11 protein-coding genes and 1 pseudogene are annotated in these 15,403 nt (G+C 57.9%); 6 read left to right on the forward strand and 6 right to left on the reverse strand.

What is annotated here, in order from left to right; all coding sequences use genetic code 11:
* The 4 genes from IEQ42_RS23740 (at position 1) to IEQ42_RS23755 (ending at position 6,749) form a co-directional block, all read left to right on the forward strand.
* Positions 1–1,020 carry an ABC transporter permease gene (locus tag IEQ42_RS23740; RefSeq protein ID WP_210705551.1) on the forward strand — a complete coding sequence of 340 codons (1,020 nt, stop codon included), beginning with the start codon at positions 1–3 and terminating at the stop codon, positions 1,018–1,020.
* 1 nt (position 1,021) lies between these two features.
* Complete coding sequence (locus IEQ42_RS23745) at positions 1,022–2,632, forward strand: ABC transporter ATP-binding protein (RefSeq protein WP_210705552.1); 1,611 nt, start codon at positions 1,022–1,024, stop codon at positions 2,630–2,632.
* 19 nt (positions 2,633–2,651) lie between these two features.
* On the forward strand, positions 2,652–3,446 hold the full coding sequence (gene fabI / locus IEQ42_RS23750) for an enoyl-ACP reductase FabI (protein WP_007910591.1): 795 nt from the start codon (positions 2,652–2,654) through the stop codon (positions 3,444–3,446).
* Between the two features lie 150 nt (positions 3,447–3,596).
* The gene (locus IEQ42_RS23755; RefSeq protein WP_210705554.1) at positions 3,597–6,749 is read left to right on the forward strand and encodes a hypothetical protein; all 3,153 of its coding nucleotides are present in this window, start codon (positions 3,597–3,599) and stop codon (positions 6,747–6,749) included.
* A 184-nt stretch (positions 6,750–6,933) separates the two neighbouring features.
* On the opposite strand, the gene srmL is transcribed toward IEQ42_RS23755, so the two are convergent.
* Positions 6,934–8,082: a PheS-related mystery ligase SrmL gene (gene srmL / locus IEQ42_RS23760; RefSeq protein ID WP_210705556.1), complete on the reverse strand. Its 1,149-nt coding sequence runs from the start codon at positions 8,080–8,082 to the stop codon at positions 6,934–6,936.
* 457 nt (positions 8,083–8,539) lie between these two features.
* Here srmL and IEQ42_RS23765 point away from each other — a divergent pair, with 457 nt between their 5' ends.
* A complete protein-coding gene (locus IEQ42_RS23765) occupies positions 8,540–9,046 on the forward strand; it encodes a CgnE/CgnB domain-containing protein (RefSeq protein WP_479687554.1) in 507 nt (168 codons plus the stop codon).
* Between the two features lie 25 nt (positions 9,047–9,071).
* On the opposite strand, the gene IEQ42_RS23770 is transcribed toward IEQ42_RS23765, so the two are convergent.
* From IEQ42_RS23770 to IEQ42_RS23785, 4 genes are all read right to left on the reverse strand, one after another.
* Entirely contained in the window at positions 9,072–10,037 is a 966-nt protein-coding gene (locus IEQ42_RS23770) for a GGDEF domain-containing protein (RefSeq protein ID WP_150595445.1), read from the reverse strand.
* A 62-nt stretch (positions 10,038–10,099) separates the two neighbouring features.
* On the reverse strand, positions 10,100–10,678 hold the full coding sequence (locus tag IEQ42_RS23775; protein ID WP_210705558.1) for a hypothetical protein: 579 nt from the start codon (positions 10,676–10,678) through the stop codon (positions 10,100–10,102).
* A gap of 1 nt (position 10,679) precedes the next feature.
* A complete protein-coding gene (locus IEQ42_RS23780; RefSeq protein ID WP_210705559.1) occupies positions 10,680–12,842 on the reverse strand; it encodes a xanthine dehydrogenase family protein molybdopterin-binding subunit in 2,163 nt (720 codons plus the stop codon).
* A gap of 20 nt (positions 12,843–12,862) precedes the next feature.
* Positions 12,863–13,318, reverse strand: a complete 456-nt coding sequence (locus tag IEQ42_RS23785; protein WP_007965305.1) for a (2Fe-2S)-binding protein — start codon at positions 13,316–13,318, stop codon at positions 12,863–12,865.
* Positions 13,319–13,579: 261 nt separating this feature from the next.
* On the opposite strand from IEQ42_RS23785, the gene IEQ42_RS23790 reads away from it, so the two are divergent.
* Positions 13,580–14,410, forward strand: a complete 831-nt coding sequence (locus IEQ42_RS23790; protein ID WP_042558788.1) for an alpha/beta fold hydrolase — start codon at positions 13,580–13,582, stop codon at positions 14,408–14,410.
* Between the two features lie 596 nt (positions 14,411–15,006).
* Here IEQ42_RS23790 and IEQ42_RS23795 read toward each other — a convergent pair.
* Positions 15,007–15,276 (reverse strand): annotated as a pseudogene (locus IEQ42_RS23795) (GFA family protein); the annotation flags it as partial.
* Positions 15,277–15,403 lie beyond the last annotated feature (127 nt).

A 15,403-nucleotide genomic window follows, 5' to 3' on the forward strand; every position in this document is an offset into this window, starting at 1 on the left:
ATGAACCTGTCCCCTCTCAACCGCCGCCGCTTCGAACTGTTCAAGGCCAACAAGCGCGGCTGGTGGTCGCTGTGGCTGTTTCTGATCCTGTTCGGGCTGAGCCTGGGCGCCGAACTGATCGCCAACGACAAACCGCTGGTGGTGCACTACGACAACAACTGGTACTTCCCGGCGATCAAGCGCTACCCGGAAACCACCTTCGGCGGTGAATTTCCGCTGGAAGCCAACTACAAGAGCCCGTACATCCGTGAACTGCTCAAGGCCAAGGATGCGTGGGTGCTGTGGGCGCCGATTCCGTACAACTATCAAAGCATCAACTACGACCTGAAAGTCCCGGCCCCTGCCCCTCCGTCGGCGGACAACCTGCTGGGCACCGATGATCAAGGTCGCGATGTGCTGGCACGGGTGATTTACGGCTTTCGCATTTCGGTACTGTTTGCCCTGACGCTGACCATTCTGAGTTCGATCATCGGCGTGTTTGCCGGGGCCTTTCAGGGCTTCTATGGTGGTTGGGTCGACCTGGCCGGACAGCGTTTTCTGGAGATCTGGTCAGGGTTGCCGGTGCTGTACCTGCTGATCATTCTGGCCAGTTTCGTCCAGCCGAATTTCTGGTGGCTGCTGGGGATCATGTTGCTGTTTTCGTGGATGAGTCTGGTTGATGTGGTGCGTGCCGAGTTCCTCCGTGGCCGTAACCTCGAATACGTGCGCGCAGCGCGGGCGCTGGGCATGCAGAACGGGGCGATCATGTTCCGCCACATTCTGCCCAACGCCATGGTGTCGACCATGACCTTCATGCCGTTCATCCTCACCGGCGCCATCGGTACGCTCACCGCGCTGGACTTCCTCGGTTTCGGCTTGCCGGCCGGCAGTCCGTCGCTGGGCGAACTGGTGGCCCAGGGCAAATCCAACCTGCAAGCGCCATGGCTGGGCATGAGTGCGTTTGCGGTGCTGGCGCTGATGTTGAGTTTGCTGGTGTTTATCGGCGAGTCCGCTCGCGATGCCTTCGATCCGAGGAAGTGAAATGAATCAGGACAATCTGATCGAAGTGCGCGACCTCGCCGTCGAATTCGGTGTCGGCGAGCGCCTGCACCGGGTGGTAGAGGGCGTGAGCTTCGACATCAAACGCGGCGAAACCCTGGCACTGGTCGGCGAATCCGGCTCGGGCAAATCGGTGACCGCCCACTCCATCCTGCGTTTGCTGCCGTACCCGATGGCGCGGCATCCGGCCGGCAGCATCAATTACGCCGGGCAAAACCTGTTGGGCCTGAGCGAGAAAACCATCCGCCACATCCGCGGCAACCGCATCGCGATGATTTTTCAGGAGCCGATGACCTCGCTCAATCCGCTGCACTCGATCGAGAAGCAGATCAACGAGGTGCTCGGCATCCACAAGGGGCTGACCGGCAAAGTCGCGACCAGGCGCACGCTGGAGCTTCTGGAGATGGTGGGCATCCCCGAGCCGCACAAGCGCCTCAAGGCCCTGCCCCACGAATTGTCCGGCGGCCAGCGCCAGCGGGTGATGATCGCCATGGCTCTGGCCAACGAGCCGGAACTGCTGATCGCCGATGAACCGACCACGGCGCTGGACGTGACCGTTCAGCTGAAAATCCTCGATTTGCTCAAGGAACTTCAGGCCCGATTGGGCATGTCGCTGCTACTGATCAGTCACGATTTGAACCTGGTGCGAAGAATTGCGCATCGCGTATGTGTCATGCAGCGCGGTTGCATCGTCGAACAGGCATCGTGCGCAGAGCTGTTCCGTTCGCCGCAGCATCCGTACACTCGGGAATTGCTCGGCGCGGAGCCCAGCGGAGGCCCGGCGACCAATAAAATCGGGGCGCCGCTGCTTGAGGTCGAGGACTTGAAAGTCTGGTTCCCGATCAAGAAAGGCCTGCTCAAGCGCACGGTGGATTACGTCAAGGCAGTGGACGGCATCAATTTCAGCCTGCCTCAAGGTCAGACTTTGGGCATTGTGGGCGAAAGTGGTTCCGGTAAATCCACGCTGGGTCTGGCGATTTTGCGGCTGATCGCCAGCAAAGGCGCGATCCGTTTTGAAGGCAAGCAGCTAGACTGCCTGACGCAGAACGAGATTCGCCCGTTGCGCCGGGAGATGCAGGTGGTGTTTCAGGACCCGTTCGGCAGTCTGAGCCCGCGGATGTGCGTCAGCGACATCGTGGGTGAAGGCCTGCGGATTCACAAGATGGGTACCGCCGCCGAACAGGAAGCGGCAATTATTGCGGCATTGAAGGAGGTAGGTCTGGATCCGGAAATCCGGCACCGCTACCCCCACGAATTTTCCGGTGGGCAACGGCAACGCATCGCCATTGCTCGAGCGTTAGTGCTCAAACCGGCGCTGATCCTGCTGGACGAGCCGACTTCAGCGCTCGACCGGACGGTGCAGCGGCAAGTGGTGGAGCTGTTGCGTTCACTGCAAGCCAAGTACAACCTGACGTATTTGTTCATCAGCCATGATCTGGCTGTCGTCAAAGCGCTGAGCCACCAGTTGATGGTGGTCAAGCATGGCCAAGTGGTCGAACAGGGAGACGCGCAAGCAATCTTTGCCGCCCCTGAACATCCGTATACACAGCAGTTGCTGGAAGCCGCTTTTTTGGCACCAGCCACTGCGCAATAACCTGAAAGAGGAGCAACACATGGGTTTTCTCGCCGGTAAGCGCGTACTGATCGTCGGTGTCGCCAGCAAGCTGTCCATCGCATCCGGCATCGCTGCCGCCATGCATCGCGAGGGCGCTGAGCTTGCCTTCACTTATCAGAACGACAAACTGAAAGGTCGTGTTGAAGAATTCGCCCAAGGCTGGGGTTCGAGCCCTGAGCTGTGCTTCCCGTGCGACGTGGCCAGCGATGAAGAAATCGCCAAGGTCTTCGAAGCACTGAGCAAGAAGTGGGACGGCCTGGACTGCATCGTGCACTCCGTTGGCTTCGCCCCGGGCGACCAACTGGACGGCGACTTCACCGAAGCCACCACCCGTGACGGTTTCCGCATCGCTCACGACATCAGCGCCTACAGCTTCGTGGCCCTGGCCAAAGCCGGCCGCGAAATGATGAAAGGCCGCAACGGCAGCCTGCTGACCCTGTCGTACCTGGGCGCCGAGCGCACCATGCCTAACTACAACGTAATGGGCATGGCCAAGGCTTCGCTGGAAGCTGGCGTACGTTATCTGGCCGGCTCCCTGGGCCCGGACGGCACCCGCGTCAACTGCGTATCGGCTGGCCCGATCCGTACGCTGGCCGCTTCCGGCATCAAGAACTTCCGCAAGATGCTGGCCGCCAACGAAGCGCAGACCCCACTGCGCCGTAACGTCACCATCGACGAAGTCGGCAACGCCGGCGCGTTCCTGTGCTCTGACCTGGCGTCGGGCATCAGCGGTGAAATCATGTACGTGGACGGCGGCTTCAACACCACCGCCATGGGCAACATCGAAGAGTGATCTCGATGTAGAAAAAACCGCCTTTCGAGGCGGTTTTTTTTCGCCTGCGCAAAACTCGCGCACGGGCGATAACTATGTACCACCGGAGGTTCTCCCCGTCGTTCGACAATCGGCGCTCAGCGGTTTTCAACCGCCTATTGGAGAACACAGATGAACAACACCGAATCAGATCCAGCGGCCGACCAGGACCAACAGGCATTGATCCAATGTCTTATCAACGAATTGACCGAAGTGCCCGTCGCAAATGCCATGGCGCCCTCGCGCACCCTTGAGATTCCGCGCGGCTGCCTGTTACGCGAGTGGACCGAACTGTACTGGACCGCTCTGCAGCGCCCGGACTTTCTCTATTGGGCCAGTCAGTTCGACGTCAACCTTGATACTTTCAGCCTCAAAGGCGAGACCTTGCAGGCACTGACAGCGTCGCACGCAGCGCCCGTCCTCAGGATATTCACCCTGGAAGACGATTCCGGCTGGTGGCGAATGGCGCCCACCTTGCTGTCGATTTCACAAAGAATCGATCCGGCAGGGCTCGGTTTGCCCTGTATCGGCGGTAAATCCGCCAACCCTCAATCCCGTTTTCCGCGCCGGCTGGTGCTGGCGTTCTACGGCTATCCAGAACCGCAAAACCCTCAGCAGGCGCAGGTGATTGTCAATGAGCTGAAAACCAGCGCAATTGCCGCGATCAACAACGACGGCTACACGACGTCGGCGGTGATCAGAGAGCGCACCGCGCAGCTTGAAGACTATCGGACCATCGCGGCAGAACTGGAGCAGGCCCTGCAGGCCATAGAGAAACGCAAACAGCCTTTCGTCCAGTCTCGCATTGCCGCTAAGTCGGTATCGCTGATCTCCTGCTCTTTAATTGCCAAGACAGAGTCTCAACACAACCTCGGCCACGTCATGACGCAATACGGCTTTGTGCTGCCGGACAATGCCGAAGGCACCCGCGAACTGATCCTGCGGTTGCGCGAAGCGAAGTGGCCTCTCCCACCCTTTGTCAGTGGCTACGTGCAGACCAATCTGCTTATCAAGCGCTACCAGGAAGCGTTTGGTGACATTGAGAACTGTGAGTACATCATCGGGCGCCTGGAGGCGCTGAGTTGGAACAAGGAAAGTACCCAGACGATCAGTCTGGAGGAGTTCAGCAAACCGGAACCTGCATCGACGTTGGGGCGACTGGTGGCCACGCGCAAGGAATTACTGCTGGGGTTCAGGAACATTCAGGCTTTTCAAGCGATTCTCAAAGACAGAAACCTCCCGGCGGACAGTCAGTTGCTTGTGACCGAATCAGGTCGGGTAGGCACCGTCGGCAACAATCACAACTGGATTGCCCTGGGGCGGCAAGTCGAGCGACACGCGGAATTGAAAGTGTTGCTGGAGAAGCTAAAAACCCTGGCAGGCGATGCGGGAGGAGAGATACGTACCAACGGTAAAGTCAGTCTGATACAGATGATGCGCTACTACGAAATGGACGTACCTGAAAACGTCGGCTCTGCCCGACTCACCGCCCAGTGGGAAAAAACCCTTTTGATACTGCATCCGGTGCACATGGACCACTGGTATCTGTTGGGCCCTCCCGGTAATGAAACTGAACAGTTTACCTCGCAGGAACGCCAGGTCATTGTCGACGCCACTGCAGCGTTTCTGCCTTCAGGCTCGGCCCCGCTGATCGACTATTTGAGCGAAGGCATTGAAACCGACCTGCCCCGATCCGCTCTGTACGCCAAAGCGGACTACCTGTTCAACCAGATCCTGAGCGCACCCCGGGCCCAGGATCTGGGCAACCTGTTGTTGAGCAAATTCAGATTGACTGACATGGCAAAGGCACTCAACGCGATAAACCGTGAGCGCCTGGTCCTGGCTGCCCTGATATTGAGTCTCGACCCGAGTATGGGAAAGCACACCCGACGGATCATTGCCCAACCCTTGAACGACCGCTTTTTCTGGGGCGAAAGTTTCAGCGAAGTGCGCCGCTTTATCGACGCTCAACCCGGCCTGACGCCAGTCAAAAACAAAGTACTGGCCACACACCTGATGCTATCGGGCATAGCGCCAGAGTTTCTGGTCCGTGATATTCCCGAGTCCGTCGGTTACATGAGTTCGTGCCGTTGGGTCATGCTCAAACAGATGGTGTTGTACATCGAACAGTTAAAAACCGGACTGGCGCGCGTGATGACGTTCGAACAATTGATGACCCTGGCCAAACATCCAATCCCCCGATTCCAGACCTTTCAGACCGGGCTCGCGTGCACATCGGTGCTGGTCGACTGGGCCATTGCCAGAGGCTTGATCCACCCAGAGCCCGGCCTTGACGTCAGCACCTACGACTCGTCCACGCTGGCAAAGGCCGGCACGGCCTTCCGCGAGCACACTCACCAGTTGGACCAACTGAGCCGTGACGGTTTTCGCTCAGTCTTCCCAACGCCCTATACCGTGGCATTGGCTGACCTGCGCAGCATTTTCCCCAATCACCGTCACCTCGAAGATAAGGTTCTGGTCTGGACCGACGCAATCGCAGCTACGGAAACCGATCCGCCGCAATATTCCCTGGTGGATCTACACATGGCCAACCGACTGATGCCCGACATGACGGGCTGGAGCTCCAGGCGTGCCCAACTGAACCTGGAAACAATGGCGCCGCAGTTTTCCAGACTGAAAGAGGTCTGCGGGCAGTTTTCTTTCGCCCTCACCACCCACTTGGCTCAGATGAAAAAGGCCAGCCTGGCCTTGGTCAAGGAAGCGTTTTGCGAGTTACCTTTGCAACAACGGATTGATATCGAAGATTCCACACTGGAGCTGTTTGCACTGAGTCCGGTGTCGCAGCCAGGCGCGGCAGTTGAACCGCGGAACAACTCGGGACCATTCGCTGTAATTGCGCTGCTACGCGACTACACGCCCCGGGTCTTCGAAGTCTTCGTCCGACACTCGCAGGTTCAGTTGCGCAGGGATATCGACTGGACGTTGTTGACGCCAACAGCCGACCGCGCGGCACCGCCTTCACTGCCAATAGACGGGGAGGCATACCAGCGAGGAACTCGCCCCAAAAGCCCGGCGAACTGCAAGGTCAGGATTGAACGTCTCAGCGTCGAGGGAGCGCCATTCGCGCGACAACCCGTAACGGTGCCCGACACCTTTTCATCCGCCAAGGTCAACGCCATCGCCCAAGCCGCAGTCAACCAGTTGTACAAAGTGCACGAAGCCGCGGCGCTGGAGCGTGCAATGACCGCCATTGATCTGAACGACACCGAAACCTGCCACTCGACGTGGATGGCGTTCTATCAGGCGTTGAGTCCGTCCGAGTGATGAAATTTCACTCATGCAGGATCTTCTGGAATGCTCGAAATCTGAGTACACCATAGCCCTTGCGGGAGTGGGCTTGCGCGCGATGGCGGTGGCACTTTCTGAATCCTTGCCACCTGATACTGAGCCATCGCGAGCAGGCTCACAGCTACATGGTCCGTGGTGTATCGGTTGTGTTCAGTACGTGTCACGCCTTGGACAGATCCATTTTGTATCCTGCACCGGGGGCGCCCTCATGCAGTGCCGCCTGAATTTCGGCGTACAAGGCATTTGCCTCGGCGGTAGTGATTGATCGCGAACAATCGCGCAAAACCACATGCAAAAGCACATTTTCCTGCCCCGGCAGCAGGCCGAGCCGTTCGATGGCTTGCACTGGAAGATCCGCATACGGCCAACGTCCCTTTATCTGCATCTCTTCAATCCAGTCAGCGCAATCCCCCGCCGCCTGCAACATCCTTTCAGTCAGCACTTCCTCACTTAGGCCTGGCGTTAACGCCAATGATATATCCCGTGCAATTGAAGGCAGGCGCGATACCGACGTCCATGGACTCAGATCATGCATTTGCGCCTGCACGCGCACGTTCTGATCACGCAACAAGCGAATATCAGGAATTCCTTTACGTAACATCGTGAGGCGATCCAGCCCCATCCCAAGCGCCAGCCCGCCATGTCGCAACGGGTCAATGTTCAAACGCTCCAGCAAAGACTTCGCTATAAGGCCGCACTCAATGACCTCCACCGGCGTGCCGTCCTTGAGTACGTTCACTTCGATTCCACCCTCGGTGTAGTGATGTGGGCTATCGCTGTAAATCCAGGGTTTTTCTGGAGCAGCAACTTTGAGAATATCGCCGATCAGACGCAATAAATTTTCATGTGATGCCAGTTCTGGATCGCCCAATACCCAGATATCCATTTGATGAGGCTCCGCACAATGCCAGCGATCCCGGCTATCACGCCTGAACGTTATTCCCGGCGCAGCCAACAAGACCGCCTGCCCCGGTTGTCGAACCTGAGCGGCTAATTGAAGCGCCCTGGGGATCTGACTCGTGGTTTGGGTTCGCAAGAGGGAGTGTTCATCGACCCATCGGGTGTGTTCACTACCCAGCGTGATCTCTTTCGGGTCGTACCCAAGTAATCCGTAATTTTCTTCAGCGGAGACGATCCTTGGTCCAACTTGCAACTGGGCTCGAGGCCAGCCATTTTCGGCAAGCCCCAGAAGAACTTCATCGAGCAATAGCCGTACTGCGTGGTCAGGATTGCTTTTTTCAGTTAGATCGTCCAACAGCAAAGCCTCGTGAACAGATGCTTCTGTCAGGTATTTCTTTGATACGTGCACTGTGCTTCCCTCCGACCACGTTTTATATAAACCCGAAAACCATAAATAAACCTAACTACAAAACATCCACCCCTCACAACAACAAAAGCCACTGATATTCAATTTTCAGATCGGTACTACAGCCACAACCCAGACAAATAATTAAAAGCGCGCCTCCGATAAAACAGATAGATAAAATTATTCTTAAAAACTCAAATCAACCGTTTAGCAAATCAAAAAACTCATGTACTAATTTATCTCTCCCAAGCAGTCCTGGGAGTAAAAAACAAAAACTGAAAAAGGAAAATCAACAGCCTCAAACTTCTGCTCCGCAGCAATTTTGAACATTCGCTTTTGATGCAACGGTCGGTGCTGAGCATGTTGAACTCCAACCAGGGATTTTCCCTGTCTGGTAATAACGCCACAGCCTCAGTTTCGATTCACTCTCACGCAAAGCCTTACGCGCTGCTGCCGGAAGATATCTGGCAATTTTGTTCAGTCCGTTGCGGAGTTCTTTGAAGTCCACTACGCACATATGAACCATGAGGAGCCCAGCCCATTTTATTTTACCGGCACATTAAGAGTCGCAGGAATATTGACAGTACTCAGAAAGCCAAACCCAACATTACCAGAGGGCTTGAAATCCTCACTTAGATGGCTTAGTGATCGCATAGCTCAAGAAGGTGCGACTATATCGATAAAGGACAACACCATAATTTCATTCAAGATAAACGACGAGGAGCAAATAAAACTCCTTGATCTTGCTGCCGGCAATAGAGGTCTGAAACTGACGGAGTTTGCCATCGGGGTGAACGAAGCTATTACGCCAGACATTGACTACAAAATGAATTCACAAATGAATGAAGGTATCAGCGGCGTTCATCTAGCGATTGGTGACGGTTCATCAGGCTTTCACATCGACTTTCTTAGTCCATCGGTATACGTAACTCCTTTGCACACAATATCCGAGCAGGCGAATGCGTGAACACACGCCTGCTCGTGCCCCGATATCAACTACGTTTCAACACCTGCTTATGCGCATACATCGCCCCGTCCGCATCGGCCAGCAACCGATCCACGGTTTCATGGCGCTGCGGGTCATATTCGATCTGGCCGACGCTGAAGCGGATGGCGTAGCCGCGGTGCAGCGTGGCGTTACGTTCTTCGAGAATTTCCTTCAGACGTGCCATGACTGCTGTAGTTTCGATGTGGCTGGAGCCGGTCAGCAGCGCGACAAATTCATCGCCGCCCAGGCGTCCGACCACATCGCTCTCACGAAAGGCGATGCGCAGCACATCGGCGAAAGTCTTCAACGCGTTGTCGCCCTCGGCATGACCGTACAGATCGTTGATCTGCTTGAAGTCATTGAGGTCAAAAAACAGCAGCGTTGCCGGCCGTTTGAGCCGTGCGCAGGCGTCCAGTGCATGCTGGGCCAGTTGCTTGAAGCCGCGACGATTGGACAGCAGCGTCAGCTCGTCCATGCTCGCCATTTGCACCGCTGTCAGCTCTTGCTCGGCCATTTCGGCCAGATCACGCAGCAGTGCACGCTCCTCGTCGTCTAGCTCACGGGGTTTGGTGTCGATCAGGCACAACGTGCCCAACTTGTTGCCAGTGGGCACGGTCAGCGGATAGCCGGCGTAGAAACGAATGTTCGGCTCGCCGGTCACCAACGGATTGTCATGAAAGCGCTCATCCTCGCGGGCATCGCGCACCAGCAGGAGGTCATCCTTGAGAATCGCGTGGCCGCAGAAGGAAACGTCCCTCGACGTCTCGGTAGCATCGAGCCCGACACAGGATTTAAACCACTGGCGGTCCTTGTCCACCAGCGTCACCAATGCAATCGGTACATTGAACAGGCGTTTGGCCAACCGCGTAAGTCGGTCGAAACGCTCTTCGGGAGCCGAATCCAGAAGATTGAGGCCGTGCAGCGCCTGGATACGCGCCTCTTCGTTGGCAGGTTTTCGGGGAACCAGCATCACACACTCCATTGGCATCAGTGTTCCTAAGAGTAGCGCTAATTCTCCTCGGCCTCACCCAATCAACCACCCACTACAGGACATGGCCCCCCAGCATCGGCCCAGAGCTTGAACTGGTTCACGAATATGTCGTGCGGCACCGGCACTGGCGCGCGGCCGGTGCCGGGATTCCAGCCCCAAAGGACCAGTTTGTCCTCGCTGACATGTTTGATCAGCGCGGCGAAATCGCGGTCGCCATTGCTCGAGCGGTCTTTGATCATCGCGCACAGCTTGTCCGGCGGCAGGCCGATCCAGGCCATTTTGTGCGCCGCTGGCGGCAGGCTCCAGTGCGGCGCCCCCGGAGGGGCATGGGGGCCGTAACTGGCCGGTGGATTGTTTTCAGCATGACAAGTGGCACAAGGCAAACCGGCGGCGCCCTTGCCGTCCATACCGCGCACCACGCTCATCGCATGAGGAATGCCGGCGTCGAATTGCAGCGGCGAATCGCCGGGAATGTGACAGTTCTGACAGCGCGGACTCTGGAACACCTTCTGCACCGTGGCGAAGGCTTTCAAGGCCTCCTGCTCGTCGGCGAACAAATCCGCGGCATAGCCGCCCAGACCGACCAACACCACCGCTCCCAAGACCAGATGTCGTTTCATCTCATACCCCCGACAGTTGCAGCGGCAGTTCGCGCAGGCGTTGCCCGGTCAGGGCGTACACCGCGTTGGCCACCGCCGGTGCGGTCGGCGGCACACCGGCCTCGCCGATGCCGCCAGGTTTGTCGCTGCTGGGCACGATGTGCACCTCGACCACCGGCATTTCGTTAAGCCGCAGCACCTGATAATCGTGATAGTTGGACTGCACGACCGCACCGTCCTTGAGCGTGAGCTTGCTGTGCAGCGCCATGCCCAGACCGAAGGTGATGCACGATTCCATCTGCGCCGCGATGCTCTGCGGGTTGACCGCAATCCCACAGTCCACCGCGCACACCACCCGATGCACGCGAATCGCCAGATTGTCCTGGGACACCTGCGCGACCTGCGCCACATAACTGCCAAACGATTCGTGCACCGCGACACCGAGGGCGTGGCCCTCCGGCAGCGGCGCTGTCCAGTTGGCCTTTTCCACCGCCAGATTCAGCACGCCGAGATGACGCGGATGTTCCTTGAGCAATGTTCGCCGGTATTCGACCGGGTCCTTGCCCGCCGCCGCGGCCATTTCGTCGATCAGCGATTCCATGACAAACGCCGTGTGGCTATGCCCCACCGAACGCAGCCACAGCACGTTGATTCCGGTCTGCGGTGAATGCAGATCGACCTGATGGTGGGCCAGACCTTTGACGTACGGACTGTCGCTGACACCTTCGACGGACGTCGGGTCGATGCCGTTCTTGACCATGGTTGCTTCCAGCAACGTGCCAGTCATGATCGACTGCCCGACCAGCACATGCTGCCAGCTCAGGGGCAGCCCATCCGCGCCAAGGCCGATTCGCGCCTGATGCAGGAACATCGAGCGGTAATAACCGCCGCGGATATCGTCCTCCCGCGACCACACGGTTTTCACCGGCAGACCCGCCGCTTTCGCCACTTGCACGGCTTCAGCGACAAAATCCGAAGTCGGATTGGCCCGGCGGCCAAACCCGCCGCCGAGGAATTCCGTGTGGATTTCCACCTGCTCGGGCTTCAACCCGGTGATTTTGCCGGCAACCATTTGGTCGAGCGTCTGAAACTGCGTGCCCGTCCAGATTTCACATTTCTGCTCGCTGATTTTCACCGTGCAGTTCAACGGTTCCATCGGCGCATGCGCCAGATAAGGCACGCTGTACTCGACGTTGATCTTCTTCGCCGCTTTGCTGAAGTTGCCCTTGGCATCGCCGGCCTGACTGGCTGATGTGCCCGGCGTGGTGGCCAGTTTGCGAAAGCTTTCCAGTAGTTTTTCGCTGCTCAGATCCGCGTGAGGCCCCAGGTCCCAATCGACTTTCAGCGCATCGCGGCCCAGTTTCGCCGCCCAGTAATGCTCCGCAATCACCGCGACGCCACTCGGTACCTGCAGCACTTTATGTACGCCAGGGATCGCCAATGCTTGAGCGCCTTCGAAGGATTTGACCGTCGCCCCGAAAGCCGGCGCGCGGGCGACCATGGCGGTCATCAAACCCTCGAATTGCACGTCCATGCCGAACTTGGCGCGGCCGGTGATTTTCTCCGGGGTATCGAGGCGTTTGGTCGATTTGCCGATGACTTTCCAGTCCTTGGCCTCCTTGAACGTGATGGACTTCGGATCAGGTACCGGCAGTTGCCCGGCGGCGTCCGCAAGTTCGCCGTAGGTTGCGCGTTTATCGCCAGCAATCACCACACCCGATTCGGTGCGAATCGTCGAAGGCGCGACGTCGAAGCGCTTGGCCGCCGCTTCGACCAGCATCTGCCGGGCCGTTGCACCGGCCAACCGATAACGGTCGAACTCCATCCAGGTTGACGTCGAGCCGCCAGTAATCTGCATGCCGCCAAAAGCGGGCATGCCGTAATCCGCCGCCGACGCGGGCGAATGTTCGACGCGGATGGTCGACCAGTCAGCATCCAGTTCTTCGGCGATCAGCATGGTCAGGCCGGTCCAGATGCCCTGGCCCATTTCCGAATGCCCGAGCAGTACGGTGACGCTGTTGTCGGCGCCGATGCGCAGAAAGGCATTCGGCGCAAAGACTTTGCCCTCACCCTCCGCCGCCATGGCAAACCGATGGCCGCGGGGCACGGCAAACGCCACCACCAGACCGCCGCCCAACAGGACACTGCCTTTGAGAAAACCGCGACGCGATACGGGACTGTTCATCGTTTATCTCCCCGTCAGGTTCAGCCGATCTCGGCCGCACGTTTGACCGCTGCGCGAATTCTTGGGTAAGTGCCGCAGCGGCAGATGTTGCCGGAGAGCGCCTGATCGATATCGCTGTCGGTAGGTTTGGGGATTTTCGCCAGCAAGGCAGCGGCCGACATGATCTGCCCGGACTGGCAATATCCGCACTGCACCACATCGAGTTCGGCCCACGCCTGCTGCACAGGGTGCGAGCCATCCGTGGACAAACCTTCGATGGTAAGGATTTTCTGCCCATGGGCGACGGCCGTGGCCGGGGTGATACAGGCACGCAACGGCGCACCATCGACATGCACGGTGCACGCGCCGCACTGCGCCATGCCGCAACCGAATTTGGTGCCGGTCAGGTGCGCGACATCGCGCAGGACCCAGAGCAAAGGCATGTCCGCCGGGACGTCGAGCTCTTGATCCTTGCCATTGATATTCAAAGTCAGCATCGGGGTTTTCCTCAGACTCACGGTGTTCTGAAGGGGCTTCACTGCGGCCATAAAAGCCTGCGCGCGCCTCGGCTTATCCCTTTCAGCAAAGCCTAATTTGCGCCTCAAGCCAGACGTGGCGACCACCGGTCATGCACATGTCGACTTTAATCCTACAGTTGATAACGGCTCGCACTGCGCCGCCAGAGGAACACTCGTACCAGCGAACCGATTCGCGAACATCTCGCGGATTGTCCTCCATATGTGTCAGGAGTAGCGAACATGGGATTTGTCACCACCCAAGATGGCGTCGAAATTTTCTACAAGGACTGGGGACCGAAGGACGCCCCGGTCATCCACTTTCACCATGGCTGGCCGCTCAGCTCCGACGACTGGGATGCACAGATGCTGTTCTTTCTGGGGCAAGGCTTTCGGGTGATTGCCCATGATCGCCGTGGCCACGGACGTTCGAGCCAGGTCTGGGACGGTCACGACATGGATCACTACGCCGACGATGTCCTGGCGGTGGTCAACCATCTGGGCGTGAAAAAAGCCGTGCACGTCGGCCACTCCACCGGCGGCGGTGAAGTCATCCACTACATCGCCCGCCATGGCCAGGACAAAGTCCTCAAAGCCGCGATCATCAGCGCGGTGCCACCGCTGATGGTCAAGACCGAAAGCAACCCGGGTGGTTTACCGAAATCGGTGTTCGATGACTTGCAGGCACAACTTGCGGCCAATCGTGCGCAGTTCTATCGCGATGTGCCGAGCGGTCCGTTCTACGGCTACAACCGACCGGGTGCCGAGGCGCAGGAAGGGGTTATCGCCAACTGGTGGCGCCAGGGCATGATTGGCGGCGCGAAAGCGCATTACGACGGCATCGTGGCGTTCTCGCAGACCGATTTCACTGAGGATCTAAAGCGCGTGACGGTGCCGGTGCTGGTGATGCATGGCGAAGATGACCAGATTGTTCCCTATGAGAACTCGGCGCCTTTGTCGGCGAAATTGCTGCCAAACGGCACGTTGAAGTCGTATCCGGGGTTCCCGCATGGGATGCCGACGACTGAGGCTGCGACGATCAATGCGGATTTGTTGGCGTTTATTCGCGGGTGATCATTCCTGGAGTCAGAGACTTGGCCCGGTAGAAGCGAGCCTGCTCGCGAAAGCGGTCTGTCAGTGAATATCAAGCTGACTGACCCACCGCTTTCGCGAGCAGGCTCGCTCCCACAGGTTCTGAGTACATACCAACTTGAGTGGTGAGAAACGCAGGCGGTCGGCTTTGGGTCTTATGGTGTGCTCACCCCTCACCCCAGCCCTCTCCCGAGGGAGAGGGGGCTGATTTATGGGCTTTTCAACACTCGAGTTCGACTCGGTATCCCACGTCGGCGTACCTCTCGCCAACACCTCGGTCAGTCCCCTTTCCCCACGGGAGAGCGGCTGATTTATGGGCTTTTCAACACTTGAGTTCGACTCGGTATCCCACGTCGGTGCACCTCTCGCCAACACCTCGGTCAGTTCCCTTTCCCCACGGGAGAGCGGCTGATGTATGGGCTTTTCAACACTTGAATTCGACTCGGTATCCCACGTCGGTGTACCTCTCGCCAACACCTCGGTCAGTCCCCTCTCCCTTTGGGAGAGGGTTAGGGTGAGGGTCTGCTTTTGGCTGTTTAAATGCCGCTCTTGATCTTGTCCAGCGGCCCCGTCACGCACTAGTCCTCGGAACGCCCACGCCCCTCGCGATCCCGCTCGTAATGGTGAGCGAGAGGAAGCGCCGGCAGCCAGGACTCACGCCGAATCGTCCAGAGCTCATAAGTGGGCTTGAATTGATCAGGCTGATCGAGCGACCCAACGTTCACCTCAACTTCATCAGCCGAACGCGTAAACACGGGAGAACCACAGCGTGGGCAAAAAAACCGCCCATTGTAGTCACGCGTTTCGCCAGTAACCTTCACTGCGCTTTCAGGAAAAATCGCCGAGGCTGATCTGGCTTAATGATTCTGGACACCCCTAAAGGGCGGTAATCTACGCCCAACGACGAGGTGTGATTTGACCAGACGCTATTTTTCGACAGATTTCAAACGGGATGCGGCTTGCCTGGTTTTGGAT

This window comes from Pseudomonas iridis, from assembly GCF_017980685.1.
In the GTDB taxonomy this organism is placed as follows: domain Bacteria; phylum Pseudomonadota; class Gammaproteobacteria; order Pseudomonadales; family Pseudomonadaceae; genus Aquipseudomonas; species Aquipseudomonas iridis.

Coding starts and splice junctions, on each gene's coding strand:
- IEQ42_RS23775 (WP_210705558.1), bottom strand. CDS start 10,678: ATGAAACGACATCTGGTCTTGGGAGCGGTGGTGTTGGTCGGTCTGGGC.
- fabI (WP_007910591.1), top strand. CDS start 2,652: ATGGGTTTTCTCGCCGGTAAGCGCGTACTGATCGTCGGTGTCGCCAGC.
- IEQ42_RS23770 (WP_150595445.1), bottom strand. CDS start 10,037: ATGCTGGTTCCCCGAAAACCTGCCAACGAAGAGGCGCGTATCCAGGCG.
- IEQ42_RS23745 (WP_210705552.1), top strand. CDS start 1,022: ATGAATCAGGACAATCTGATCGAAGTGCGCGACCTCGCCGTCGAATTC.
- IEQ42_RS23755 (WP_210705554.1), top strand. CDS start 3,597: ATGAACAACACCGAATCAGATCCAGCGGCCGACCAGGACCAACAGGCA.
- IEQ42_RS23785 (WP_007965305.1), bottom strand. CDS start 13,318: ATGCTGACTTTGAATATCAATGGCAAGGATCAAGAGCTCGACGTCCCG.
- IEQ42_RS23780 (WP_210705559.1), bottom strand. CDS start 12,842: ATGAACAGTCCCGTATCGCGTCGCGGTTTTCTCAAAGGCAGTGTCCTG.
- IEQ42_RS23740 (WP_210705551.1), top strand. CDS start 1: ATGAACCTGTCCCCTCTCAACCGCCGCCGCTTCGAACTGTTCAAGGCC.
- IEQ42_RS23790 (WP_042558788.1), top strand. CDS start 13,580: ATGGGATTTGTCACCACCCAAGATGGCGTCGAAATTTTCTACAAGGAC.